This is a genomic window from Salicibibacter kimchii, assembly GCF_003336365.1.
Taxonomy (GTDB): Bacteria; Bacillota; Bacilli; order Bacillales; family Marinococcaceae; genus Salicibibacter; species Salicibibacter kimchii.
In genome coordinates, this window is the sequence record NZ_CP031092.1 from 1,824,554 (window position 1) to 1,850,018 (window position 25,465).

General features: G+C 43.3%; 25 protein-coding genes, 6 pseudogenes and 1 riboswitch. Of the genes and pseudogenes, 15 read left to right on the plus strand and 16 right to left on the minus strand.

Annotation, left to right across the window (positions count from 1 at the left end; genetic code table 11):
* Positions 1–334 precede the first annotated feature (334 nt).
* On the minus strand, positions 335–1,186 hold the full coding sequence (locus tag DT065_RS09180; RefSeq protein WP_114372724.1) for a VOC family protein: 852 nt from the start codon (positions 1,184–1,186) through the stop codon (positions 335–337).
* Entirely contained in the window at positions 1,186–1,857 is a 672-nt protein-coding gene (gene wrbA / locus DT065_RS09185; RefSeq protein ID WP_114372726.1) for an NAD(P)H:quinone oxidoreductase, read from the minus strand. The genes DT065_RS09180 and wrbA overlap by 1 nt, the downstream gene beginning before the upstream one ends.
* 133 nt (positions 1,858–1,990) lie before the next feature.
* Between wrbA and DT065_RS09190 the strand changes: the two genes are divergently transcribed.
* Positions 1,991–2,302 (plus strand): winged helix-turn-helix transcriptional regulator, encoded by a 312-nt coding sequence (locus DT065_RS09190; protein WP_114372728.1) that lies wholly within the window; start codon positions 1,991–1,993, stop codon positions 2,300–2,302.
* Between the two features lie 50 nt (positions 2,303–2,352).
* Here the strand turns inward: DT065_RS09190 and gcvH are convergent, their stop codons facing one another.
* Both gcvH and DT065_RS09200 read right to left on the minus strand, forming a co-directional pair.
* Positions 2,353–2,736 carry a glycine cleavage system protein GcvH gene (gene gcvH, locus DT065_RS09195; RefSeq protein ID WP_114372730.1) on the minus strand — a complete coding sequence of 128 codons (384 nt, stop codon included), beginning with the start codon at positions 2,734–2,736 and terminating at the stop codon, positions 2,353–2,355.
* A 25-nt stretch (positions 2,737–2,761) separates the two neighbouring features.
* Positions 2,762–3,115: an arsenate reductase family protein gene (locus tag DT065_RS09200; RefSeq protein ID WP_114372732.1), complete on the minus strand. Its 354-nt coding sequence runs from the start codon at positions 3,113–3,115 to the stop codon at positions 2,762–2,764.
* A 153-nt stretch (positions 3,116–3,268) separates the two neighbouring features.
* Between DT065_RS09200 and DT065_RS09205 the strand changes: the two genes are divergently transcribed.
* From DT065_RS09205 to DT065_RS19310, 8 genes and pseudogenes are all read left to right on the plus strand, one after another.
* Positions 3,269–4,195, plus strand: a complete 927-nt coding sequence (locus DT065_RS09205) for a prenyltransferase (protein ID WP_114372734.1) — start codon at positions 3,269–3,271, stop codon at positions 4,193–4,195.
* A gap of 306 nt (positions 4,196–4,501) precedes the next feature.
* Positions 4,502–4,585: pseudogene (locus tag DT065_RS09210) on the plus strand (ABC transporter permease); the annotation flags it as partial.
* A 335-nt stretch (positions 4,586–4,920) separates the two neighbouring features.
* A riboswitch (TPP riboswitch) is annotated at positions 4,921–5,023 on the plus strand.
* A 119-nt stretch (positions 5,024–5,142) separates the two neighbouring features.
* Positions 5,143–5,811: a thiaminase II gene (tenA, locus tag DT065_RS09215; RefSeq protein WP_114372736.1), complete on the plus strand. Its 669-nt coding sequence runs from the start codon at positions 5,143–5,145 to the stop codon at positions 5,809–5,811.
* Positions 5,812–5,886: 75 nt separating this feature from the next.
* The gene (locus DT065_RS19590; RefSeq protein ID WP_227002525.1) at positions 5,887–6,153 is read left to right on the plus strand and encodes an aminoglycoside adenylyltransferase domain-containing protein; all 267 of its coding nucleotides are present in this window, start codon (positions 5,887–5,889) and stop codon (positions 6,151–6,153) included.
* A gap of 172 nt (positions 6,154–6,325) precedes the next feature.
* On the plus strand, positions 6,326–6,559 hold the full coding sequence (locus tag DT065_RS09225; protein WP_114372738.1) for a helix-turn-helix transcriptional regulator: 234 nt from the start codon (positions 6,326–6,328) through the stop codon (positions 6,557–6,559).
* Positions 6,556–6,840 carry a hypothetical protein gene (locus DT065_RS09230; RefSeq protein WP_114372539.1) on the plus strand — a complete coding sequence of 95 codons (285 nt, stop codon included), beginning with the start codon at positions 6,556–6,558 and terminating at the stop codon, positions 6,838–6,840. Before DT065_RS09225 ends, DT065_RS09230 begins: the two co-directional genes overlap by 4 nt.
* 160 nt (positions 6,841–7,000) lie before the next feature.
* Positions 7,001–7,825 carry an AraC family transcriptional regulator gene (locus DT065_RS09235; protein WP_114372740.1) on the plus strand — a complete coding sequence of 275 codons (825 nt, stop codon included), beginning with the start codon at positions 7,001–7,003 and terminating at the stop codon, positions 7,823–7,825.
* Positions 7,826–7,949: 124 nt separating this feature from the next.
* Positions 7,950–8,537, plus strand: a pseudogene (locus tag DT065_RS19310) (serine hydrolase domain-containing protein).
* Here DT065_RS19310 and DT065_RS09250 read toward each other — a convergent pair.
* A pseudogene (locus tag DT065_RS09250) lies at positions 8,500–9,207 on the minus strand (IS4 family transposase); the annotation flags it as partial. The pseudogenes DT065_RS19310 and DT065_RS09250 sit on opposite strands and share 38 nt — an antisense overlap.
* 153 nt (positions 9,208–9,360) lie before the next feature.
* On the opposite strand from DT065_RS09250, the gene DT065_RS18880 reads away from it, so the two are divergent.
* From DT065_RS18880 to DT065_RS09275, 5 genes and pseudogenes are all read left to right on the plus strand, one after another.
* Entirely contained in the window at positions 9,361–9,591 is a 231-nt protein-coding gene (locus DT065_RS18880; RefSeq protein ID WP_160112479.1) for a hypothetical protein, read from the plus strand.
* 169 nt (positions 9,592–9,760) lie between these two features.
* Positions 9,761–9,895 (plus strand): annotated as a pseudogene (locus DT065_RS09260) (SAM-dependent methyltransferase); the annotation flags it as partial.
* A 287-nt stretch (positions 9,896–10,182) separates the two neighbouring features.
* Positions 10,183–10,572 (plus strand): hypothetical protein, encoded by a 390-nt coding sequence (locus DT065_RS09265; RefSeq protein WP_227002527.1) that lies wholly within the window; start codon positions 10,183–10,185, stop codon positions 10,570–10,572.
* Positions 10,573–10,915: 343 nt separating this feature from the next.
* Positions 10,916–11,113, plus strand: a complete 198-nt coding sequence (locus DT065_RS09270; RefSeq protein ID WP_114372746.1) for a putative type II toxin-antitoxin system PemK/MazF family toxin — start codon at positions 10,916–10,918, stop codon at positions 11,111–11,113.
* Positions 11,114–11,506: 393 nt separating this feature from the next.
* Positions 11,507–12,124, plus strand: a pseudogene (locus tag DT065_RS09275) (alpha/beta fold hydrolase); the annotation flags it as partial.
* Between the two features lie 291 nt (positions 12,125–12,415).
* Here DT065_RS09275 and DT065_RS09280 read toward each other — a convergent pair.
* Positions 12,416–13,159 carry an SDR family oxidoreductase gene (locus DT065_RS09280; RefSeq protein ID WP_114372750.1) on the minus strand — a complete coding sequence of 248 codons (744 nt, stop codon included), beginning with the start codon at positions 13,157–13,159 and terminating at the stop codon, positions 12,416–12,418.
* A 188-nt stretch (positions 13,160–13,347) separates the two neighbouring features.
* Between DT065_RS09280 and DT065_RS09285 the strand changes: the two genes are divergently transcribed.
* Positions 13,348–13,761, plus strand: coding sequence for a MerR family transcriptional regulator (locus DT065_RS09285; RefSeq protein WP_114372752.1), 414 nt, complete (start codon positions 13,348–13,350; stop codon positions 13,759–13,761).
* Between the two features lie 40 nt (positions 13,762–13,801).
* On the opposite strand, the gene DT065_RS09290 is transcribed toward DT065_RS09285, so the two are convergent.
* The 10 genes and pseudogenes from DT065_RS09290 to DT065_RS09335 all read right to left on the minus strand — a co-directional run bounded on the left by DT065_RS09290 (position 13,802) and on the right by DT065_RS09335 (position 25,356).
* Positions 13,802–14,305: an alpha/beta hydrolase gene (locus tag DT065_RS09290; protein WP_160112480.1), complete on the minus strand. Its 504-nt coding sequence runs from the start codon at positions 14,303–14,305 to the stop codon at positions 13,802–13,804.
* A gap of 110 nt (positions 14,306–14,415) precedes the next feature.
* Positions 14,416–14,793 (minus strand): alpha/beta hydrolase, encoded by a 378-nt coding sequence (locus DT065_RS09295; protein WP_114372756.1) that lies wholly within the window; start codon positions 14,791–14,793, stop codon positions 14,416–14,418.
* 114 nt (positions 14,794–14,907) lie between these two features.
* Positions 14,908–15,858, minus strand: coding sequence for a WD40/YVTN/BNR-like repeat-containing protein (locus DT065_RS09300; protein ID WP_227002529.1), 951 nt, complete (start codon positions 15,856–15,858; stop codon positions 14,908–14,910).
* Positions 15,859–15,991: 133 nt separating this feature from the next.
* Positions 15,992–16,744, minus strand: a pseudogene (locus DT065_RS09305) (SDR family NAD(P)-dependent oxidoreductase).
* Between the two features lie 820 nt (positions 16,745–17,564).
* Complete coding sequence (locus tag DT065_RS09310; protein WP_114372758.1) at positions 17,565–17,738, minus strand: DUF2255 family protein; 174 nt, start codon at positions 17,736–17,738, stop codon at positions 17,565–17,567.
* A gap of 35 nt (positions 17,739–17,773) precedes the next feature.
* Complete coding sequence (locus tag DT065_RS09315) at positions 17,774–18,229, minus strand: PLP-dependent transferase (protein ID WP_114372760.1); 456 nt, start codon at positions 18,227–18,229, stop codon at positions 17,774–17,776.
* A gap of 138 nt (positions 18,230–18,367) precedes the next feature.
* Positions 18,368–19,090, minus strand: a complete 723-nt coding sequence (locus tag DT065_RS09320) for a dihydrofolate reductase family protein (protein ID WP_114376221.1) — start codon at positions 19,088–19,090, stop codon at positions 18,368–18,370.
* Between the two features lie 855 nt (positions 19,091–19,945).
* Positions 19,946–21,730, minus strand: coding sequence for an acyl-CoA dehydrogenase FadE (locus tag DT065_RS09325; protein WP_114372761.1), 1,785 nt, complete (start codon positions 21,728–21,730; stop codon positions 19,946–19,948).
* A gap of 21 nt (positions 21,731–21,751) precedes the next feature.
* Complete coding sequence (locus DT065_RS09330; protein ID WP_114372763.1) at positions 21,752–22,930, minus strand: acetyl-CoA C-acetyltransferase; 1,179 nt, start codon at positions 22,928–22,930, stop codon at positions 21,752–21,754.
* A 35-nt stretch (positions 22,931–22,965) separates the two neighbouring features.
* Positions 22,966–25,356: a 3-hydroxyacyl-CoA dehydrogenase/enoyl-CoA hydratase family protein gene (locus DT065_RS09335; protein ID WP_114372765.1), complete on the minus strand. Its 2,391-nt coding sequence runs from the start codon at positions 25,354–25,356 to the stop codon at positions 22,966–22,968.
* Positions 25,357–25,465 lie beyond the last annotated feature (109 nt).

Genomic DNA, 25,465 nt, shown 5'->3' on the forward strand with positions numbered 1-25,465 from the left:
TCCCTGCCGTAAGAGACGGCTAACCGTGACTGACGGAGGTTGTAGGTGAACTCCACCCTGAGAAAACCAAGTCCTATTATTCTTCTATCCTATCATACTTTCGACCATGCCCCTAACCTAAACCAAAACGAATAAGGTCAAACAAATCGTGCCCGGCTCACCCTTGGATCGGACATTTTTATTGCTTTCTCTAGCAAAACTGTCCGATCTAACCCTCAGATCGGACAGTTTCACTCCTTTCTCTTGTTAATGTGTCCGAGGTGACTCCTTCAACGGACAATTTTCCCATCTTTCATCTCCAAAATGTCCGGGCTCACTCTAGCCGTGGGGACGCTCAAATCATTAAATGAATACGATTCCCGGATGGGTCAGAGGTGACAAAAACACCGTTTTCTTTTGTCACTGTGGCACCGGTCTTTTCAACATTTGCCACTACGCGTTCTCTTGTTTCCTCATCCGGCAAGTTTATCGTATAAGATTTCATGCCCGGGCTACGGTCCGGGGTTGCAGGCGCACCTACACCCGCCCATGTGTTCAAACCGAGATGATGGTGGTAATCGCCACTGGAGATGAAAAGCGCTTGATCACCCAGTTTGGAAACAACGTCAAAACCGAGCCCTTCGGTGTAAAATGTCTTCGTCTCCTGCAAGTCCGCGACATGTAAATGGATATGACCCATAATGGTGCCGGCAGGTAGCCCTTCCCATGACTCCCCCTCTTTCTTTTCGGAAAGAATATCCGGGACGTTCAGCGGATCCACAGCCATCGCTACTTGCCCGTTCTCCCATTCCCATGTCGATGAATCTCGGTCTGCATAAATTTCTATCCCATTGCCATCAGGGTCCGACAAATAAAGGGATTCGCTGACCCAATGATCCGAGGATCCGACGCGGACGCTTTTGTCAATAAAATGGTTAATGATATTCGCTAAATCGGCGCGACGAGGTAAAAGCAAGGCAAAGTGATACAAACCTGTTGCTCTTCCCGGCTTTGGCGCTGGGTTTTCCAATTGTTCGACCGTCACCAGGCTCGTTTCTCCATCTGCCGTTAATTCAACAGTCGTTTCTGTTTGTTCCAGAATGTTGAAACCAATCACTTCTTGATAATAGTGAAGCGAGCGCTCTAAATTTTTCACCTTGATCGTTACATGCTCGACAAACGTATTTGGTTTGCTATGATACCCCATTATTGTCCCTGTCCTTCCTTCACCATCGTTGCAACCGACACGGTTCGTTTCGCTTGGTCTTTCACAGCTTCCTGTACTTCTTCCTGCATGCCATCATCACCAGCGGTAACACTCGTGCCGTAAGGGTTGCCGCCTGATGAAAAAGCGACCGGACTTGTATAACCGGGTGCAGCAATAATCGCGCCCCAGTGCATCATGGTTGTATACAGGTGTTTAACCGTCTTTTCTTGGCCGCCACGAGGGTTTCCGGCCGAGGACATGCCGCTTACCACCTTATTGACAAGCTTCCCTTGCCCCCAAAGTCCACCTGCCGTATCAAGAAATTGTTTCATTTGCGACGGCAAATTACCGAAACGCGTTGGCGTACTGAAAATAAATGCGTCTGCCCATTCCAGATCGTCAAGAGAGGCTTCCGGCACATCTTTTGTTTCCTCCACATGCGTTTTCCAAGCCGAGTTGGAATCAATCGCTTCTTGAGGGGCAAGTTCGGCCACTTTGACGAGTTTTACCTCAGCCCCTTCCTGTGCCGCGCCATCTTTTGCCCACTTTGCCATTTGATAATTAGTACCGGTAGAACTGTAATAAATGACAGCTACTTTCACCTTTGGTTTTTCACTTGCCTCTGTGTCATCCTTCTTTTTCTTGCCAAATATTTTTTCTAAAATACCCATGAAAACACCACCTAATTGTTTTATCTTTACTTTAATAACTTTTTGTAAGTAAATTTATTTTAATTAGTTACTTACATCAATATAGCATAATATCATCTATTATGCTACTATTATGATCAAGGAGTGATGGAAGATGAACCAGACTCAACTCTGTCCCAAATTTGAAAAAGCAATGAGCATATTAAGCCAACGTTGGACGGGATTAGTGATTTACCAGTTACTTAGAGGCCCGCAACGCTTTTGCGCGGTCGAATCCTCTATCGGAATTAGCGGTCGTCTCTTATCAGATAGATTAAAGAATTTAGAGAAAGAAGGAATTGTGAAACGCGAAGTATTTCCGGAAACACCGATTCGTATTGAATATTCGTTAACAGAAAAAGGAATGGCTTTGGAACCTTTAATGAATGAATTGGAACATTGGTCGCAGACGTGGTTGGAAAAATAAGTACTTAAAACCAACAAAAAAGCCACTCCACTTTGGGAGCAGCTCCGTTTTTAATCTTCATCGACCATTTCATCATACGCCTCGGCACTCATCAATTGATCCAATTCAGCCTTATCGGAAAGCTCGACGACGACCATCCAGGCTTTGTCGTATGGGGATTCATTGACAAATTCCGGAGAGTCTTCGAGTTCTTCGTTGATTTCCACCACTTTGCCGCTTACCGGCGCGTAAAGTTCGGAAACGGTTTTTACCGATTCTACACTGCCGAATGGCTCATTTATTTTAATTTCATCGCCCACTTCCGGAAGCTCAACGAATACGATGTCGCCAAGTTCATCTTGCGCGAAGGATGTAATCCCAATTCGAACCTTGTCCCCTTCTTCTTTTACCCATTCATGTTCTTCCGAATACTTGAATTCTTTTGGTGAAGCCATGATATCTCCTCCTTAATCATTCGGTTTATTTCCAGTTATCAAGAAACTCTGCTTCCTTAAATCCAAGCGTGACTGTTTTTCCATCGGTCACAATCGGCCGTTTAATGAGCATGCCGTCCGACGATAACCAGCCGATGATTGTTTCCTCATTTGCTTCCGGAAGCTTGTCTTTTAGACCCATTTCGCGATATTTTTTCCCGCTCGTGTTAAAGAACTTCTTCCATTCCAGGCCGCTCTTTTCCTTTAGGTCCTTGAGTTCCTCTCGTGTCGGCGGTTCCTTAACCATATGTCTTTCTTCATAGGGCACGTCATGGGCATCCAGCCACTTCTTTGCTTTTTGGCATGTGCCGCATGGCGGGTAACTAAAAACGGTAAGCAAATCCTAACCTCCTTTATGTACCGTAAGGTTCACTCATCATTATACGATATTTTTACAAGCGTTTATACTGTAGAGGTTGAAAAATTTACCCGTTTCATCGAATAAATATATTATAATGGAAACATCCATCAACGAAAAGGAGCTTTCCATACCATGGCAACCCGAGCGCTATCCGTTATCCAAGGAAGCTGGCAATTGCTTCGATTCACGGCCGTTGCCTCTTCAAGTTTTTCGACTATTCTATCCACTTTGCTTCCACTTATTTTATTTTACTCGATCTCGACTGATGCCATCATCTCTCTTTTTATGATTCTAAGCATCGGGGCTCTCTTCTTCCACGGTGTGCTCACCCATCTCTTAAACGATGTGTCCGATTATAAATCGGGTACGGATGCACACAGTCCGGCAATCCTCTCGGGCGGGAGCCGCGTCACGCAAGATGGGTACTTCTCTGTTGATGACCTTGAAAAGCTCGGCGACCGTTTGATTTATGCCATTGTTTTCTCCTGTATCGCGCTTGTTTTCTTTGGATTTTATCAAATTTCCATTTTGTTATTAATTGGTGTATGGGCAGCCGCATCCTATTCATGTCTTCCGTTACGACTCAGTTACCGTCCGTTTGTGGGCGAAGTATTGAGTTTGTTTCCATCCATGCTGGCGCTCGGTTTGGCCGGTGCGTGGCTAGCGCTGGATGACCTTCCCGCATGGGCGTTGCAAAACGCTACGATCAATGCCCTCTTTTGTGTGGCTTGGGTCATGGTCCATCACATCCCCGACCGTCACGCCGACCAACAGGCTAAACCAAAGAAACGAACGACGGTCGTATGGGCGATGGAAAAATTCGGGCAGGCTTATAGCCGCTTTCCGGCTTTGATCTATCTCTTATTAACCGGAGCATGCATCTTTTGGTTGGGAACGGAACGCCTATGGGCAGGCCTGGGGCTACTCGTGATTGTCACTGCTTCCGTCGTTCTTGTTACAAAAATGAATATCAATGATGATCAACAAGTATCTGCTTGCGAAAAAATAATGCTTTTGCTGGCGATCGTTAACGCGATTTGGCTGGGTGTTTTTATTTGAATGGGAACCAATATACTCTCATTTCTAGGGCTCCCCAGGCGTGCTTTTTTGCATACTTTTAGCGTTTTTTCAGTGACTAGTGGTCTGTCTCAGAAATTCTGATATGAACAAAACTGTCAAGGGTTCGCTCCTTTTTTAACTTTTTGGACACCCTTAATACAGAAGCGTGTTCAGCTTTTTTTTTTGAGATTAACCATTTTTTTCTCTTCATCTTAACCATTACTCCTCAAGTTGGTGATTGGTTGTCAAGTGGTTTCCTTGACGAGCAATCACCAACTTGAGATCCTGTCACCTAAGCTGAAAGGATGGATTGCGCTTGCCTGGTGCGTTGGGATCATGGTCATCGCCTACTTCATCGCCAGTAAAGTATTTAAAATCCAGTTAGGGTAAGTACCACCAGAGGATATGGAATTTACTTTTGTTTTTGATTAATGAAGAAGAGTGATTTGTTTTTTTGCTAACCAACACGAAACCATTTAAACTTGATAAATAGTATTAAACACTGTTCTGATATTAAAGTAAGTTCAATAAAAGAAACTCATTTGCTGCACAGTACAAATATACTATTCAATAGAAAATGATCCGCCGCAATCGGGCGCTTTAATGGAATAAAAAACGTCCTTCATTTGGAGAAATATGTATTATTCCACTTTTTCGGGGGCTTGTGTAAAAATAACCATTGTAAAATTGTTCTAAATGTGTTTAGCTGTAGTTAGATAAAGTAAAGCATTCACTAGGGGAGCCGTTAAGCGGCTGAGAAAAGTACAGCTTTGACCCTTGGAACCTGATCTGGTTCACGCCAGCGTAGGGAAGTGGAGTCCGGAGATCATGGGATACATATCCATATATCCATATATGTATATCTGCCTGTTCAGCCGCTCTGTTTTCCCGGGGCGGCTTTTCGTATTTTCTCTAGTGAGTGCAACACTCAGGAGGAGGAAGATTTAATGAGCTTTACTGAAGGATTAAGAAAAGAAGCTGACCCTATTTTTCAAGCTATTTTTAAACATCCATTCGTTCAAGGGATTGGACATGGGGATTTAAAATCTGATCAATTAATGCATTATGTAAAACAAGACTTCGAATATTTGAATACATTTATTCAAATATATGGATTAGCGATCAATCGCTGCGAAAACCGTGAGGACATGGCTATGTTTAACGAGCAAATATCCTTTGTTTTAAACAGTGAAATCCACCCCCATAACAATTTTTGCGAAGTCGCCGGTGTCCGGTATGAAGACCTTCAATATGAAACGCTCGCACCTACCGCCCACCATTATACTCGGCATATGCTGGATGTTGCCCATGGGGGGACAATTGGAGAGATTATAGCCGTTCTGCTCCCTTGCCCGTGGACGTACAACGAAATCGGTGATTATTTATTGGATGAAAAGAAACCGGACGATGCTCATCCTTTCAATGACTGGATTCATTTTTACAGTCGCGATGGTTTGAGTGTGACCCAGGATTTCTGTGCCCGTTTGGATACCTATGCCAAGACTGCAAGCACGCATGAAAAGGAACGAATGAAAGATCACTTTATGAAAAGTTGCCAGCTAGAATATTTATTCTGGGAAATGTCTTATAAACAAGAAACTTGGCCAATCGTGTGAAAAAGCAGGCAATTGCCTGTTTTTTTGGTACTGAAGGGAGAGCGTCGGGTTATTATATTATTCCTTAACTGACGAATGCAAGTACTTGCTTTCATTATAGCCTTCCTTATTTTGTTCTGTATCGATAAATTCTTTTGCTTTCAGCGTACCTGGGCGATCCTTAAGTTACCGAAGCAGCAGGCGGAAGTGCTCGATATCGCTAGAAAAGCTTATCTCGGCGAGTATGATGATAATTGGGACGGAATGGAAGCCGAAGTCATGTCGTTGCTCAATCATATGAGGGGTAAAACAGAATCAGGCCATTTAATGGAACAGTACAAAGCAAAAGCATTTAATCTATAACATAAAACAGGCGCTTTCTTCTAAAGAGTGGAAAGCGCCTTTAATCGTGTATTGGGGGTTAAGCCGTTAAATCAAAACAAAGTTTCTATTCATTATTGATTGACACTCAATAACGTTAAATATATATTACATATGTAAATTATTTTTAACTTAATATCGAGGAGGGGGACAGTTGAAAAAAAGCGAACGTGTTTTGAGCAACAATTTATATCTTCTACGAGCTGAGAAAAGATGGACACAAAAGTACGTAGCAGAACAACTAGGTGTAACCAGGCAAACGATACACTCCCTTGAAGCAAGCAAATATAATCCATCTCTTATGTTAGCATTTGAAATTTCCCAATTGTACAGAAAAAGAATTGATGAGATTTTTTCATATGAAAAGAAAGGAGAGCGTGGAGGATGATTGCGATATATCTTATTTCTATAATACTTGCGGCGTACGGCATTGGTGTATATATTACCTTCACATCATCGGAAGGTAAGGATGAAAGAGGCAAGACTATTCTTGCTAAAGCAGCACAGGCAGCCTTTGTTTTTATATTTCTCGGTTTTACTTTTCATCTGTTATTTATTGAGTTTTTCAATCCAACTGTGGAACAAGTAAGAACGACAATGACAGTTTGGATGAGCTTAGTCTTCGTTAGTAATGGCATTAGCATTCTTATTCAGCGTAAAAAAATGTAGAGTTTTAAGCAAACGAGGCGCTTTAGTTGAATAACGAATTCATTTCTCGGACCATTATCTAAAATCATGCTTTTCTGGTTCACCCGATAAAACTGAACAGATTTTATCGGATTATTGAATAATTATCTTGTTATTCTTAAAAGCGAAGGGGGTTATTCGAATGGATTTGCTTGAAAATATGAACGCAGCAGTAAGCTATATTGAAAACAACTTGGTTGAAGAGATCAAATATGAAGAAGTTGCAAAGATCGCTTGCTTTTCTGAGCATCATTTTAAACGAATGTTTTCGTTCATAGCTGGTATACCTTTGGCGGAATATGTTCGGAGAAGGCGTTTAACTTTAGCTGCTTTTGATTTAAAAGAAGGTGACATGAGAGTGATTGATGTAGCTATTAAGTATGGGTACAATTCACCCGATTCATTTTCAAGGGCATTTCAAACGCTCCACGAAGTAACGCCTAGTTCAGCCAAAAATTCTGACGTTCCATTAAAAGCTTATCCTCGAATGACCTTCCAAATTGCGATTAAGGGAGATGTAGAAATGAACTACAGATTTGTTGAGAAAGAAGCATTTACCGTCGTGGGGAAGAAAGAAACGGTAGCGTCTAGTGAAACTGAATTTAATCCGAAAATGTGGGAGCACCTCGAAAAGATCGAGCAAGATGTTACACCATACGACAATACACCGTTTTCGGGTATATTGCATGTTTCATTGACCAATGAGAATGGGGACATCGAATACTATATTGCTACAGCAACTACGAAGTCATGCCCCGACGAATTTGATCAATTGCAGATTTCTTCCAATACGTGGGCGGTATTCGAAGCCAAGGGGAAAATGCCGGATGCATTATTAACGACATGGGAGCGAGTGTATAACGAGTGGTTCCCTGCATCTGGTTATGAATTAGCTGAAGATCCTGAATTTGTTAAAGGAAACGATACGAAAACAGAAATTTGGGTTCCTGTTAAGAAAAAGAAGTAGTTAGAGTGGGATCTTTGTGATCCCCCTTTTGCTTATTAATCAATCGAGGCGCTTATACGGAACAGGGATGGAATAATTCCTTCGGTCAAAATTTCATTGTAATGAAAAAGATAGGAAGATATATATGGAGATTCAAAAACAAAAAATCAAAAAAGTCTTCGAAGGAGTTACGAAAAACAAACAAATACATGAATCTTTGCTACTTATAGAAAACGCTAGCGGAGATTTTTCATATCATCTTGGATACGGAGGTAAGAAGACAGATACCCCCATCCTAACGGCAAGCATTACAAAGTTGTTCACAAGCACTTGTATTCTTATTTTGAGAGAGCAAGAAAAACTGTCGCTAGACGACAAAATGTCAAAATACTCTGAATAAGGTACGTTGAGTAGCCTTCATATATACAAGGGGCAAGAGTATTCCATGGATCTTACACTCTCTCATTTATTATTTCATACAAGTGGATTGCCGGATGCCATAGAAGAAGGCAGCAATCAGGCAAAAAAACGTGCGAGCAATTGGGATAGGCAAATTAGTATTGATGAAACCATCCTGAAAACGAAACAATTGAAGCCACACTTTGAACCGGATAAGGGAAAAAGGGCCCATTACGCAAATGTGAACTTTGATATACTAGGGAAAATAATTGAAATAGTTACTGATTCAACATTACTCAACTTTCGCAGCCCAAATGAGGCAGGTACACCTTGATATAATTGGGTAGACCTCGATCCATTGTTGGAGTTGACTTTTGATGAATGTTTTCATTTGCTTGTTGCTGTTGTTGAAGACATCTTCAAGAAGCTCGATAAGGCTGCTGAAGAGTCACGGCCCAATCGAGTTCGCTCACTTCATCACAGACGTCATAAAACATACCGCCAAGCGTCCTTTGGTCGGTGCTGCATCGGTTTTGCCAAGCCAGTACGATGTACCGGGCAAAGACAATGGTCGTATGGCTGATCAGGGAGTCATATGAGCGGCCTTGAAATTCTTTTTGCAACTTTAAAAGGGACTTGCTCGTTTTGAAAAACACTTCAATATCCCATCGCATGCCGTAAATGCGGATGATTTCCTCATCGCTTAATGTACAATCTGTACGGAGGATCGCCAGCCAGTCACTCTTTTTATTTCGATTGCGGACAAAAACAACTTTGACAGGAACGCCGTTGGCCATTGTTGTATGAATGGAACGAAGCAACGCCTTTTTCCCGGTTCTTGGGGCAGCGAGGCGGTAGAGTTGTTCTAAATCAACCTGCTTACCGTCCACGATATAACGCTGTTTCATTTTCTTGACCATGCCGATGACGTCAAGGCCCTGTTCCGTGATGGCCTGGATCAATGGCGGCTGTGTAAACCAACTGTCCATCAGTACGTAGGAGGATGCACCTCTTCTTTATGGTTGTGTTTTCTGTCAATTACACTATACCAAAAGTCGAAGTGTTTTTTTATGATTATTTCTCATGTCAAGGACCACACCTGATAGCTCCTAGGCCAAGCAACCGTAGGGCTTGTGATCATTATCTAGGTGCGAAAGTTGAGAACATTAGAAGATGTTTATAAGCAATTCATCTTCGAGCCTTTAGGACTCAAAAATACATACCTTCCGATAGATGAAGATGATTTTGTTCCCAATGTTTATTATAAGGACACCTCCTTTTATCTTCCGAAAATGGTTAGAAGTATTCGCGCCAGTGGCGGTTGTATTTCTACGGCTCGTGAATTAATGATATTTATCAAGGCTTTTTTTTGGAGGAAGGTTGTTTAATAAAACTATTTTTCATGAACTGGAAATCAATAACAAATTGCAAGCCGCTATGGGCCCCATTCATTACGGCCCCGGATATATGAGAATTCCGTTGGGTGGTCTTGTGACACTATTTATGGGAAAAGGTGAATTATTGGGGTATGGGCGAGGTTAATAAATGAAACCAAGTGAACACAGGTTTGTGTTAGATAAAATAATCGAACCACAGTCAACTTCGACTGGGATAGAGCGAATGCCGAAATTAATAAACGAAAAGCGTAGACCATCTTTTATTATCATTAAATTAAAAAAACAAAATAATTAATATTTGATTGCGATTAACGTTAAAATAAGCAATTATTGCTTACCGCAAACGAAGCGCTTTTGTGGAATAAAAGTTGTACCAGAATACGACCACGCCAGATTGTTGCATAAGAATGTTTTTCTGTTTGTCTTTTAATATGCTGCTCTTATCGCACACATAAAGCTTTGAGCTTACATATGAAAAGAAATTGTGAAAATCCTCTTGAACCATACGTTGCGTGATGTTTTATCATTGCACCATACCACTTAATTTAAGAAAAAATGTGTAAAAGTTCTAGGGGGTTACGAATGGAAATCGATTTGATTTATTTTTCAACAATTATCGTTGCAGTCCTGTTTGCATCCATAGCAGTTTTTCAGGTGTTACTCTCACTAGGATATCCACTAGGTGAATTTACAATGGGCGGATATTATAAGGTGTTACCAAAAAAATTACGGAGTGTGAGTGGAATAAGTGCTATTATTCTTATATTTATGGGAATTATTTTTCTGAAACATGCTAACGTCTTAAATGGTTTAGACTTTTTGCCAACTAACATATTAGTTTGGGTTATTACCATTTTCCTTGGATTAAGTACAATAGCAAACCTAATATCTCAGAGTAAGAAGGAAAGGCTTGCTATGACGCCTTTATCAAGTATTGCTTTTCTATTATGTTTGCTGATTGCCCTTTCATAAACGAATGATCTAAATGATTATAAAAAAATATACCACAATCGAATCGCTTATCTGGAATAAAAACTATTCCGGATTTGAGCCATTATGTTGAAGATGAGAAGAAATGGAACGGTTACATCTTGTTCCTCTCAGAGCGGATCGACCTTCGTTTGAGGGATTAGATTGAGCTACTTGTTCCACTCGGCGCAGCATTCCCTCCGTTAGAGGGATTACATTGCTCCTCTCGGCACTTTATGCTGCTAACGGGCGCATATCAGGAATAAGGGGGGGTATTTTTTCGTATATGGTTCTTTGAGTACTTTAGGTTGGACAATGAGAATATAGCTCAATGGAGGTGTGTCGTATGTCTATTCCAGATAAAATCATCCAGGAAATTGACATGTTGAGTGAGCAAGAAAGACACTCCGGACTGCTAAAGCCATCTGTAGCACGTTCTTCAAAAATTATTTCTGTACATGGATCTGAATTGAAACGCTATATAGGCGAATTGCATAAGCACGATCTTGAACGTGTGTTCTATATGCGCAGAAATTTATTCTAGAAATTTTTATTTTTTGTTCCATCTTCCGGAAAAGAGAAAAGCCTCTATTTAAAGGAATGAAAAATAATGTGAAAATTATCGTAATTAAGTATAGGGTACCATGAGGGAGTTGTTTTAGGAAAAAATGCAGTAAGAGGGTTTCTAAATCGTATGTATATATCAATGGGATTAAGCAAGGTTTAATTGTTGAAACAACAGATGAAAACTTACCGGTTTTACTTGTGGTTCACGGTGGGCCAGGTTATCCATTATATCCAATCGTTCAAGCAAATGATGTCCAATTACATCATCTGTTCACAGTTTGTTATTGGGATCAACGCGGCACAGGCATGTCCTATACGTCGGAGAAAAAGGGCTTAACAATCGATCAACTCGTAAAATCAAAAGTTTTCCAAAGAAAAAGTTTATCTGATGGGACATTCTTGGGGGACGATTATTGGCAGCAAAACCGCCAGTATCCGTTCGGATCTTTTTCATGCTTATATTGGTGTGGGACCAGTTGGATCACAAAGCGCATCTGAGAAAGAAACCTACAATGTCATTTCTGAAAAGGTCAGAGCAACGGGAAATGAAAAGTGGATTTCCGAGATCAATAACGTAAATTATAGCGATGCTTATTATAAAGATCGAAAATATTTTGCAGTGGTTGATAAATATAGAAACAAGTTTGGGGGCGGTTTTTTACGCGAAGGATACCCTAATTCACAAGGTTTAAAAGATGTATTTGGCACACGTCAGTACTCATTGAAAGAAAGAATGAATGTGTTCCGAGGTCTCGCAAACGCGTATCAAGCCTTTGGCGAAAAGATGGCCAAGACGGATTTAGCGGCTGAAATTAGTGAGATAAATACCGATGTTTATATATTTCAGGGGAAACATGATTATTTAACCACACATCGCCAAGCATTACGTTTCTATGATCATCTGAAAGCACCTAAAAAGAACTTTTATACTTTTGAAAATGCCTCACACGCACCTTTTATTGAGGAACAGTCGGCATTTTTAGAGTAATTACAACACGAGGTGTTGGGCAGTTAGTGCTTAGAAAGTGTTCCGTGACCGGACGTTTATTGGATTGGTAATTACATTGATTTGTAATAGACTTAATGCACTTTGAATGGAAAGGATCAGTTAAAGAGACTCAATTCAGGAACAAGAAAGCGCCCTTTGGTCTGAGCATTACGAATACACCATGCTATTCGAAACTAAAAGTTTTACTAGAAATTAAAAACATACAAGTGTAAGAAATGATATGTTTTCTTACACTTGTTTTGCGTTTAAACACCATATGAAGGTTTATCTTTACATTTGTGTCGTTGGCCAAATTGTAAACTCGTTGACATTTACATCTTCAGGTTGATTAATGGCAAATTCTACAACATTTGCCACACGATCTGGTGTAATGCCATGCTGTTTATAAAGTTCTGTGGCGCCTTCTAACGTATCTTTATCCGTAATGGTATCCAGTAATTCCGTATTAATCGCTGCAGGGTATAAAGTTGCTGTACGAATATTTGTCCCCTCTTGAGCAGACTCCATACGTAAAGCTTCCATCAAATTGCGCACGGCCCATTTGGTCGCGCCATAAACGGCTACACCAGGTTCACTTTTCAATCCGGCTACAGAAGAAGTGGTAATGACATGCCCGGATTTTTGCTCGATAAACGTTGGTAATGTCGCAGCTATTCCGTTTAAAACGCCTTTAATGTTAATATCAATCATGCTATTCCACTCATCGACTTTTAATGCGGATAGTGGTGAGTTGGGCATAAGCCCAGCATTTAAGAAGATAACATCTACTTTACCAAAAGCATCTTTTGCTGCGTTGACAAGCTCCTCATTGTCTTTGGGCTTCACAACATCCGTTAACCTGTAGGCCGCTTCTCCCCCTTCGCTTTTGATTTCATCAGCTATTTTTTTTAATTTATCTTCACGGCGAGCCCCCAATACGACTTTCGCACCTTTGGATGCTAATAATTTTGCTGTTGCCTCGCCGATGCCTGAGGATGCACCCGTGATAATAACGACTTTGTCTTTGATGGCCATAATCGTACCTCTCCTTTATCTTTTGATAGTTATACCATACACCATTAAGTCGACTCAAAATACATAGGTTGGTTCCGTCCAAATGCCGATTCCTTCAAAAATTTTTTTGACCATCAGAAAATAGCGTGATACACTAATTTCTATACATAGAGTTAACTCTAAGTCTAAAAAGAAAAAGGAGAGGCATGATGGAAACCTATTCGATCAGCGAAGTTGCTAAAGAATTGAATCTTACCGTATATACCTTGCGTTACTACGACAAAGAGGGACTTATGCCTTTTGTAGAGCGTACACCTAGTGGAACAAGAGTGTTTAATGAATCCGATATCGAGGCTTTAAATGTCATTGAATGTTTAAAAGCCACTGGAATGCCGATTAAGGAGATAAAAAATTTCATTGATTGGGTTTCTGAAGGAGATTCCACGTTGCAACAAAGATTTGATATGTTTATGGAACGAAAAGCTACGGTCGAATCAAAAATGGAAGAACTAAACAAGACAATGGAACTCATCAATCATAAATGCTGGTATTACAAGACAGCTTTGGAGGCAGGAACAGAAGATGTTCATAAAGATGATAAAATAGACCTTCCTATTAACTAATGGAGGCCGGAGGTTAATCGCCTCCGCCTACTCGAAATGATTATTCATTTAAACTTTTTTTGAAGAAATCTCCCAGCTTATCAAATGGTATTTTATCTTTTTGATCATATAAGTCCGTGTGACTCGTATCCGGTAGTAAATAAAGCTCTTTTGGTTCATACGCATGCGCATAGGCATCCTCACTAAACTCTCGTGAATGAGATTCTTCTCCACTTACGATCAGTAAAGGCCTTCCGGCCAATAAGTCTAAGTTCGTGTAAGGCGTGAAATTCATCAGTGCCGCTTTACTATTAAAAGTGATGGCCCCTTTACCTAGATAGTGGTGCCCGCGTTCTGAATTACTATAGTAAACGATAAACTCTTGTGACACGGGATCGAGTTGATTAAATTCTTCTTCAGTTAAAGATTCAGGAAATGTGTTGGTATGAGCCGTCGGCTCACCTTGAAACTCTTTCCAACGATTTTCGCTGGACTCTTTCAGGACTTCTTTACGATCTTCAAGTCCCATAGCATGATTTAGGCCTTCTCGATTTGCTTTGCCCATATCATACATACTCGCAGTTGCCACTGCTTTAATACGCGGATCCAAGCTGACTGCCGCAATGCTAAATCCTCCGCTCCCGCAGATACCTATTAAACCAATTTTCTCAGCATCTACATACGCTCTTGTGCCGATATAATCAACAGCTGCATGATATCTTCGATGAAACCTTCAGGTGTTGACATTTGCCGACTCATACCACCGCTTTCTCCAAAATAAGAGAAATCAATGGCTAAACTGACAAATCCTTTCGTTGCCATTTCTTGTGCATACATGCCATTGCCTTGTTCTTTCACCCCTCCATGAGGGTGGCAAACAATCAGTGCAGCATAAGCTTTATTTTCATCAAATTCCTCAGGAAAATATAAATCCCCCGCAATCGTTATACCAAAACGATTAGTGAAATTGACTTTTTGATGTGGAATATTGGGATAAATCTCATACGTGCGACTATCGAAATTTTGGAAGTTATCTACTACATAGTGACTCATTTAATACCACTCCATTTGTTTATTTTTGAATACAAATGGAATAGTAATGCTTAGAGTCAGCTCGAGGTCAAGGGATATACATAATTTATTGCAGGAATTTTTTATAAGCTCCCTCTATATGTTAATCGCGAGCCCGTGAATTCTTTTTCCTTGCAAATGCTCCGGCCATTCCACCGGGACTTTACCCCATGTTCGCCCGACATCATGTGACATATAGAAGCCGAGATTATTGACGGCGTAAAAAACACCTGGTTCGGATGAATGTGAAGCAAGCGCAAAGACCGCGGAACCCTCCGCGTCAGGAAGACCGTCATATACAGGCGTCCAGGGACCACCCTTTTCGCGCCTTACCAAAATCGTGTTTGCTCGCGAAGGGTTATATGCTGTATACGGTCCTTTTGCAGCCGATGCCACCATCGTATCTGCATCCCCTGGATCCACGGCAATATCGACCAAATAGTTATAGGTATCAAGACCGTTATTGACCGTCTGCCATGTGTTGCCGGCATCAAAACTTTCGGCATACCCCCCGCCCGCGGCTTCGTATATCCGCCCCGGAACGCGCGGGTGGGTCATTAATGCGTGGGATTCATATTGGGAATTCGGTTTTCGATCCTCCCAATGCGCACCTTTATCTTCGCTTTTCATGACACCGCCGAGTTCAATCCCGACAAAGATGCGATTATCATCGTGAATATCCGGTTCAACCGAACGCACGTGATGCATATGGGGGCGAGGCGGAATACTCCACGAAGATCGTGACGACAAATTAAGCAATGCCGGGCAATCGGCCCACGTTTGACCCCCGTCTTCGGAACGAAATAAGCCGCTAGGTTCCGTGCCTGCCCAAACGACATGATACCCATTTTTGACCTCCGTCGGACTGACGGCGACACTCATTACGCGGTTATGCGATATCCCCGGTCCGGCGGGAACCCACGTCTCACCGCTGTCATTACTGATCCAAAGACCATCGTCAAATGTCCTTCCATACAGCCGTCCTGGACGAGTGGGGTCTGCGGCAAGGCATAACAATACATTCGGTGTCGACTTTTCGTTCATCACACATTCTCAGTCCTTTTTTTAATCTCATAAACAGAGCTTCTGGCTGAAAAATAGAGCACTTCCACGCTGCTCACCACCTTCATTTAATTAAAACCTTGCCTCATTAGCCTACATCCTGTAGTTGGACGTTTCTTCAACCTTCCCTGAATAGAAAAATTGGATCTTTTAACTGAAACTCATAAGTATTTTCATCTACAGACCCTACAGTCTGGTCGCTATCATACAGGTCTAACATAAAGCCAGCCACTGCTTTTGAAGGATGGAACTTCAGGATTTGCCCTTCATATTGAAACTCATCCAAATCCAAAGAACGCTGTTCGAATTCTGTTTCCGTAACGGCAGGGACGAGAACCTTAGCCTGTATTTTTGACCCCCTACTTTTTAATTCCTGAGCCAGACCTTACGTGAATGCGCTTTCATAAAATTTTGTTGCGGAATAAGTCACCAAACCAGAAATCATAATATAGCCGGCTGCTGAATAGACATTAATCAGCTGTTTGCCTTCCACATTTTCATAATCCCTCACAAACAGTGAAGAAAGAATGGTTAATGCCTCGATATTTATATGTAACATTGGTTGAATTTTACTTAAATGTTGTTCTCCCATAGAGTCAAAATTTCCAAAACCGGCATTGTTAATCCATGTCTCTAACTCTTATTGTTTTAATGAATCATAAAATGCATGAACATTTTCTGCTACTGATAAATACACAGGTTTTACAATGACATCCAGATTTTGATTTATCCTTGAGATTTTACCTTTTAATTCTTCCAGTTTATCTTCTCTACGGGCAGCCAGTATAAGATTTTTTCCGCGTTCTGCAAATGCTAGCGCTGTTGCATATCCGATTCCTGAACTCGCGCCGGTGATGACTGTATATGTCACTTTTGATTCCTTCATCTAAAATGTTGAGGGTAGTGCCCGATTTACTAGTGCATTATTTCAGAAATCCTTTCCCTTGGTCGATCGCAGAGTGATATGCCTCCCTTTAGAGATGCGATAACGCAATGCCGCCCCCCTAAGAGTGAGAAACCATCCTTTAGAGGGACGATACCGCGAAAATTGTCCGTCTCAGAGTAAGGAGCAACCCTTTTGACGGACGATATTGCATAAATCGTCCGTCTTAGCATGCGTTGAAGCCGGTCAAAGGATCCGATAACGCTTTTGCATCGGTCACCTTGTATGATTGATGACATCAACAAAAGTGTCTGTCTGATACATGCGTACCATCGAGAGAGACTGGGCGTATGGCGAACAAAGGGAGGAAGAATTTCTGAGACAGACCACTAGTACAGAAAGGCTGAAATAAGTGATCACACCGGCTACCGGAGTCCGGATTAGGACATCAACCGGGGTTAGTGATCGACCGGCTTAAAAATGCCACTGCCCGAGTTAAGATATCAAGGACTATCATCATGATCGAATGTCTTCCTGTGAAGCAGGGATCCTCGGTCTTCATGAGACGGTCAGGGCGACCGAACACGAGAACCGACCGCTTTCTCGGTCGCCATAAGGCGGCCAATTGTCCGAGTTAGGGAGCCAGAAGCAGTTGACGACCGAACGTTTTCCACCTGCCCCCATGATCGGGTAATTAAGCCACTTTCCACTAGTACTACCACATGGAAAAATGATGAAACCACGGTAGCCCACTGATCACTGAATGAAGCCACCTCATCACATTGATTCGGTGGTTTCGTATGCTGCTTTATTCATCTCGCGGTGAAACCTTCACTGTTGCACTAACAGGTCCTTTTCCTAACATAGGTGAAAGATAACTGCTGTTACCATATTTTTCTTTATAGGCTTCGTCTATCTTTTCTGTTAATGCGAAATCATTCTCTATCAGTTGAAAAATAACATCGTATTCTTCACCATCCAATTATCACAGCAACTCGCACGAGGTGCTTGTCGCGGCTAGTGGAACGGCCAAGCTTCAACTCGGTGGAGACCAACGGTTGGATTATTTTTAACTGCCTCCTCAACTGCATGAAGATCCGTCATGTCAACAATCTCAATGTCAAACTTTGACCCGATATCCGTTTCGGAAAGAAGGGAACGAATGCCATGATACATATCGTCCGGCATAATCATCCGGCGTGGTTGATCCACAGGAAGCGTTTCGATTAACGAGGTGATTGCCGCCATGCCTGATGCAAAAGTGACACAATCATCCCCCTCCTCAAGCGATGTAAGGCAGTCCTCCAGCGCACGACGGTTGGGATTACTCTCACGGCTATATGCAAATGCATTTGGGTAGAATCCATCTTCAGCTCGTTCGAATGTGGTAGAGGGATGAAGTGGCATCGTCACCGAACTCGTGGCACTGTCAATCGAACGCCCAGCGTGAATGGCTTTTGTTTCTAAACGCATTAATCTTCCTCGCTTTCATATCCATGTTTTTATATGAAGCTTTTCAGCTAACGCTTCTCGCTGTCTATTAATAATAATTATTTTTTCTTCGGATTGAGGTTATACCCCTCCCTTTAAAAAGGGAGAGGGTACTCTATTTTACTTCTTTTTCAAAGAATAGCGAATCCATAATGTACCGTGTCCCAATTCTTTAACGGATTCAAGTTGAAAGGCTGTTTCTTCAATGCTGGAATACGGTTCTTTTGCAACGAAAAATCGGTGCCCACCTGGATCACCATTTGCAATCGGAGCCAAGATGACACTGACTTCATCAACGAGTCCGTTTTGAACCATAGACCAATTGATCGTTCCGCCTCCTCCGACCATCATTCGCTTGATATCGAACAGGTTGTAGAACTTGTCCAGCATCACGTCGTAATCAATGTGATATTTGCCCGCAATGATATAGGATATCTTTTTCTTTCTGAGAAAATCTTTATAGGCGTTTGACACTTGCTCCGTTAAGGTAACGACAATGTGTGAAGGGACACTGCCATAGCCAAAGGTGTTCTCTTCAAAAGCTAATTCTCCTCGTATATCCATGGCTAAATAATACATGGGAGCATCGGGGTCCGCCACATAGTCCCCTTCAGGGACGGGGGCTGCGTTTTCATCCAACTCCGGTTGTTTGTAATGGGTAATGTTGTCTTCTGTTGTCGTTTTACCGTTCAGATAGCCCTGTATGCCAAACTGTTGTTTTTCAGGATCCAGTGAAAGTTCTTGATATTGTAGACTCGCTTCTTCAAATTCTCGCAATCCCATAATATCCAGATTGCCATCGATGGACGTATGTGTGTGTATAATGATATAAGGTTTGTTCATCCCTGTTCCTCCTGCAGTTACCATATTAAAGCCTCCTAGAATTTAATATTTCACAAGAGAAATCTCTGCGTTTTTTTCTCTTACAAAAACCTTACACTTTATAGTTGACTCTAAGTCAAGTGCTTGAACCTCTCGCCACTAAAGGAACGAGATCCTTGATTCCTGCAAAGGATACAGGAACTCATGTTCGTTTCTATTTGTCCCCTCTGCGTAGACTTCCCTTCGTTTGAGCGGCTGGATCAGGGTTGTATTTCCTCTTAAAATCGCTTTCCGTCCGTTTTAAGGATTAAATCGGGATTGTAATTCCTCACGGATTCACTTTCCCTCCCTTTAAGGGGTTAGATCAGGGTTTTAATCCCTCTCAGAATCACTTTTCCACCGTTTGAGGTGGATTGAATACCCACTAGTGCAGAAAGGCTGTAATAAGTGATCACACCGACTACCGGAGTCAGGATTAGGACGTCAAACCGGGGTTAGTGATCGACAGGCTTAAACTGGAACTGCCCGAGTTAAGATATCAAAGGCTATCATCAATGATCGAATGTTTTCTGCGAAGCAGGGCTCCTCGGTCTTCATGAGACGTCATGGCGACTGAACACGAAAGCCAATCGCTCGTTCGGTCGCCATGAGGCGGCCAATTGTCCGAGTTAGGGAGCCAGAAGCAGTTGACGACCGAACGTTTTCCAGCCACTTTGCACTAGCCCCGTAAAAACTTTGGAAACGTATTTGCATCAGGGTGCTTCACATCGTCAAAAGTAAAAACTCTATTTTCGACTAAACCTCCACTATATCGTAAAACACCGGCAACATCATAAAACCCGTGCCACATTCAGTAACACGGGTTTTATCTACTGCTTATACTTCATATTTTTTCTTCTCAATAATTCTATCGGCGATTTCGCGCTTCACGCCAATCACATTGATCGATGTACGACGGGTGAGTTTTCTTACCATGGAAAGCATTGTGCGCAAGGTGTCTCCTTCTTCCATGTGGTTGAGGGATTCTTTGACATCCGCTTCAATGTTTTGCAGCCCTTCTTCGCAAATGACCTGGGTGAGCGCAAGTTTCATCGCTTCGTTTTCGACACCATTTTGCTCAATAGCCTTTTCCGTACGAGCAATCGCGGATTCCATGTTATAAATCGCACTTACAATATCTGCCGTATTCAAAAGTAATTCCTGTTCGCCTTCGATTTTTTCTCCGTACTTTTGCATGGCAGTGCCGGTTCCCATGAGGAATAATTTCTTCGCATTGGCGAGGAGATACTTCTCTTTTTCTAACGGCTCGTCTCCGGGTTCTTCCGGCATAAACGACATCAACTCTTCTTGAAGGCCGGTTGCCTGTTCAAGGAAAGGAAGATCCCCTTTCATCGTTTTCCGGATTAACGTCCCAGGAACGAGCAGGCGGTTAATTTCGTTGGTCCCTTCGAAAATACGATTAATGCGGGAGTCACGATACATACGCTCCACTTCATATTCCGCCATAAAGCCGTAACCGCCATGGATTTGAACCGCTTCATCCGTCGTATAATCCAACGTTTCCGAACCGTCAACTTTTATTAATGAACATTCAATGGCGTACTCGGCAATGCCTTTTGCGATTCGCGAACCGTCTTCTTGCTCTTCTTCGGTCAAATCGCCCAGTTGTTTCTCAAACAGCCCGCCGGTGCGGTAGGTGGAGCTTTCAAGGGCATACGTTTTCACAGCCATAGAAGCCAGTTTTTCCTGGATCGTTGTGAAACGGGCAATCGGCGTATTAAATTGCTTACGCTCCGTCGCGTAATTCGCTGCTAATTCAATTGCACGCTTGCTTCCCCCGAGACAACCGACACCTAGCTTGAAACGGCCCATATTCAAGATGTTAAAAGCGATAATATGCCCGCGTCCGATTTCACCGAGCACATTTTCTTTCGGTACTTCTACATCTTCAAGAATAAGCGTCCGTGTCGATGATCCTTTGATGCCCATTTTCTTCTCTTCAGGACCTGTCGAGACGCCCTCATATTCACGCTCCACAATAAAAGCAGTAAATTTGTCGCCATCGACTTGCGCGTAAACGATGAATACATCTGCGAAAGCCGAGTTCGTGATCCATTGCTTCTCCCCGTTCAAAACGTAATGGCTGCCTGCATCGTTCAACACGGCTGTTGTTTTCGCGCTAAGCGCATCAGAACCGGAACTTGGTTCGGTCAACGCGTAAGCTGCAATTTTTCTTCCGCTTGCGAGATCCGGAAGATACCTTTTCTTTTGTTCTTCATTGCCGAAAAATACAATCGGTTGGGAGCCAATGCCGACGTGCGCGCCGTGGCTGAGCGAAAAGCCACCCGCACCGAAAAAATTCTCGGTAATTAATGTTGAACTGATTTTATCGAGACTCAGCCCTTCATATTTCTCGGGGACGTCCGCGCCAAGCAGGCCAAGTTCCCCGGCTTTTGTTAAAAGATCCCGAGAGACGTCAAATTCATGGTTTTCAATACGATCGATCAGCGGGCCTACTTCTCCGCTAACGAAGTCTTCCGTCGTCTTCGCGATCATCTTGTGTTCTTCCGTAAATTCCTCCGGTGTAAAGACATCCTGCTTGTCCACTTCACCCAGTAAAAAGCCGCCGCCCTTAATGCTTGTTTTCATTGTTTCTGCCATTTTAAGATCTCTCCCTAACGTTTATAGTAATTCAAACACGCCTGCTGCACCCATGCCGCCACCGATGCACATCGTGACGATGCCGAACTGCTCATTTTTTCGCTTCATTTCGTGAATCAATGAAAGCGTGAGCTTCGTGCCCGTGCAACCCAGCGGATGCCCAAGCGCAATCGCTCCCCCATTGGCATTCACTTTGTCATGATCGATCCCCAGTTCGCGAATCACCTGCAAAGATTGGGAAGCAAATGCTTCATTTAATTCGAAAAGGCCAATATCATCTTTCTCCAGCCCTACAATATCAAGCACTTTCGGGATGGCTTCTACAGGACCGATGCCCATCACCTCGGGACGCACCCCGGAAACAGCCATCCCGCGAAACTTGGCAAGGGGTTGGAGGCCATCGGCTTCTGCCTTCTCCCGGTCCATGACAAGCACGGAGGCAGCGCCGTCGCTCGTTTGCGAGGCGTTCCCCGCGGTCACACTCCCTTTCGGATGAAACACCGGACGCAAGCCGCTCAGTTTCTCTGCCGTCGTATCCGGGCGCACCCCTTCATCACGGGAAAACGTAATCGTGTTCTCCTGCAACTTGTTGTCACTGCCAACAGAGCGTTGGGTGACTTCCACCGGAACAATTTCGTCTTCAAATCGACCTGCTTCAATCGCTGCCGCTGCCCGTTTATGGCTTTGTGCAGCAAACGCATCTTGATCCTCGCGGCTCACATCAAACTCTTGTGCCACTTGTTCAGCGGTATGACCCATCTGCATGTAATATTCCGGGGCATCTTCCACGAGTTTCGCGTTAGGAGCGATCACGTGCCCGCCCATCGGAATAAGACTCATTGACTCAGCACCACCGGCAATGGCTGCTTTCGAATGACCAAGCATGATACGCTCGGCGGCGTAACCAATGCTTTGCAAACCGGAAGCGCAATAACGATTAATCGTTGCGGCAGGTACGGTATGCGGCAATTCTGCCAACGCGGAAATACTTCGTGCCACGTTCATGCCTTGCTCTGCCTCAGGCATGGCACAGCCGATCAGGACATCATCGAGTTCCGAAGGGTCATAGTCCCCTGCGCGTTTCAACGTTTCTTTTATCGTAGTCGCAGCATAATCATCGGGGCGCATGTTCGCAAGCGTCCCTTTCTTCGCTTTCCCAACGGGTGTTCTTGCTCCAGATACAATAACCGCTTCTTTCAACAGCTTCCCCTCCTCAAATTTTCTTATTTTCAATGTTAATTACGCAAAGGCTTCCCGGTTTTTAACATGTGTTGCATACGCTGTTGTGATTTCGGTTCGGCAATCAGACTCAAAAATGCTTCTCTTTCAAGGTCCAACAAATAATCTTCATCGACTTTTGTTCCTTTTGGCACACGTCCGCCAGCGATCAGGAAGGCAAGGTTGCCGGCGATTTTCAAGTCGTGATCGCTGATTTGGCCGCCGGTACGCATCGATTTGGCTCCGAGCAGCATCGTTGCATAACCGGTTTCGCCGACAACCGGAATTGGTTGGCGAACGGGTGGCTGATAGCCTTTTTCATGCAGCTCCTGAACCTTTTGCTTCGCATACCATACCGCGTGTTTGCTATTGGCGATAATGTCATCACGATCGCTCATAAATCCGTTTTCCGCTGATTCTTGAGCCGACGTTCCTACTTTGGCCATGGCGATTTTTTCAAAGACGGCATTTGCTACCGGTTGCAGGTCAACATTGACATCGTCGGGCATTTTTTCAAGTTCGCGAATGTACAATTCTTTATTTCCGCCTCCGCCCGGAATGAGACCGACACCGGTTTCCACCAACCCCATGTATGTTTCCGCAGATGCTTGGATACTCGCGGACGGCAAACAGATTTCCGCTCCACCACCGAGGGTCATTTGGAAAGGGGCGGCAACAACCGGTTTTCCGCTGTAACGAATACGTGATGTCATGCCTTGGAATCGTCGAATAACCATATCGAGTTCATCAAAAGCGTCATCTTGTGCTTCCATGAGCATCATCATGAGATTCGCGCCGACACAAAAATTTTTTCCTTTATTGGCAATGACGAGCCCTTTGTAATTTTTCTCTACTTCGTCAAGTGCTTTGTTCACCATTTGGATGACGTCTAATCCAATCGAATTGTTTGGCGATGTAAAGGTGAGGGCTGCTACATCGTCCCCGAGATCGGTAAGAACAGCACCTGAATTTTTCGTGATGACATTCTCTTCGTTTTTCAGAAGCGTTGCTACGTTAATCTCTTTTTCATTGATGTCCAGTTTCTTGTAAGATCCTTTGTGATAAAATTCACCGTCTCCGTTATAGAAGCTTTTATAGCCTGCATTAAGCATTTCCTTGACCCATGCGGGAACATTTTCGCCTTCTTCTTCCATTTTTTTGACGGAACGTTCGACATCGAGAGCATCCCAGACTTCGAAGGGGCCAAGGTCCCAACCGAATCCCCATTTCATCGCGTTGTCGATCGCCGCGATGTCGTTAGCGATTTCATTGCTTTTTTCCGCTGAATAGAGCAGCGAGGCTTTTAATGTGTTCCAAGTAAAGTTCCCGGCTTTATCATCGGCATACGCGAGCGCTTGAATTTTTGCCGCTTTTCCTTTTGCTTGTTCCGCCGCTTGAACAGAGGGCGCTTTTAATTTTTGGCCCTGGCGGTATTCCATTGTTTCAGGGTCGAGTTCCAAAATTTCTTTGTTTTCACCCTTCCCTTTTTTCAGGTAAAAGCCTTGGCCGACTTTAGCGCCGATCCAACCCTTTTCCGCCATATCCTTTAAAAACTGCGGAGGGTCAAAAATGGCTCGTTCTTCGCCTTCTACTTGGTCGTACACATTGCGTGCAACATGTAAAAACGTGTCCAAACCTACGACATCAAGCGTTCGGAACGTAGCGCTTTTCGGGCGCCCAATCAACGGGCCTGTAATGGAATCGACCTCGGTGATGGATAAGCCAAGTTCTTGCATTTTCCGGACACTGACGAGAAGGCCGTAAGTGCCGATACGGTTACCGATAAAGTTTGGGGTGTCTTTCGCCTCCACGACACCTTTACCCAGCACTTCCTCCGCAAACGTTTTCATATTTGCCAACACATCAGCATCGGTATCTTTTGTCGGAATAACTTCGAGCAAGTGAAGGTAACGCGGCGGGTTGAAAAAATGAGTGCCCATGAAATGACGGCGGAACTCTTCCCCGCGTCCTTCGGCCATGCCATTAACGGAAATCCCAGATGTATTTGAAGTCACGATCGTGCCTGGCGAGCGATGTTGCTCCACTTTTTCAAACAGTTGCTGTTTAACCTCCAATTTCTCCACAACAACTTCAACAACCCAATCCACGTCAGCTAGACGCTCGATGTCATCTTCTAAATTGCCGACCTCAATTTTGTTTGCATTCTTTTTCGACGCAAGAGGCGCGGGATTTTGCTTGAACAATTTTTTCTTGTTCTCGGACGCAAGCCTGTTACGGACGGCGCGGTCGTCTAAGGTTAGTCCTTTTGCTTTTTCATCATCGGTTAATTCATTAGGGACGATATCAAGAAGCAGTACCGGAATGCCTACGTTGGCAAGATGAGCGGCAATACTGGAGCCCATCACACCGGATCCCAGAACTGCTGCACGTTGGATATTTTTCTTCATCATTGGCCTCCTTTTTGAATGAATGTTCATTCATTATGGCTTAGCACGAATTTATAAAAGTATATTCCCAATATATTTTTATAATAAACGTGAAACCATTAGCTGTCTA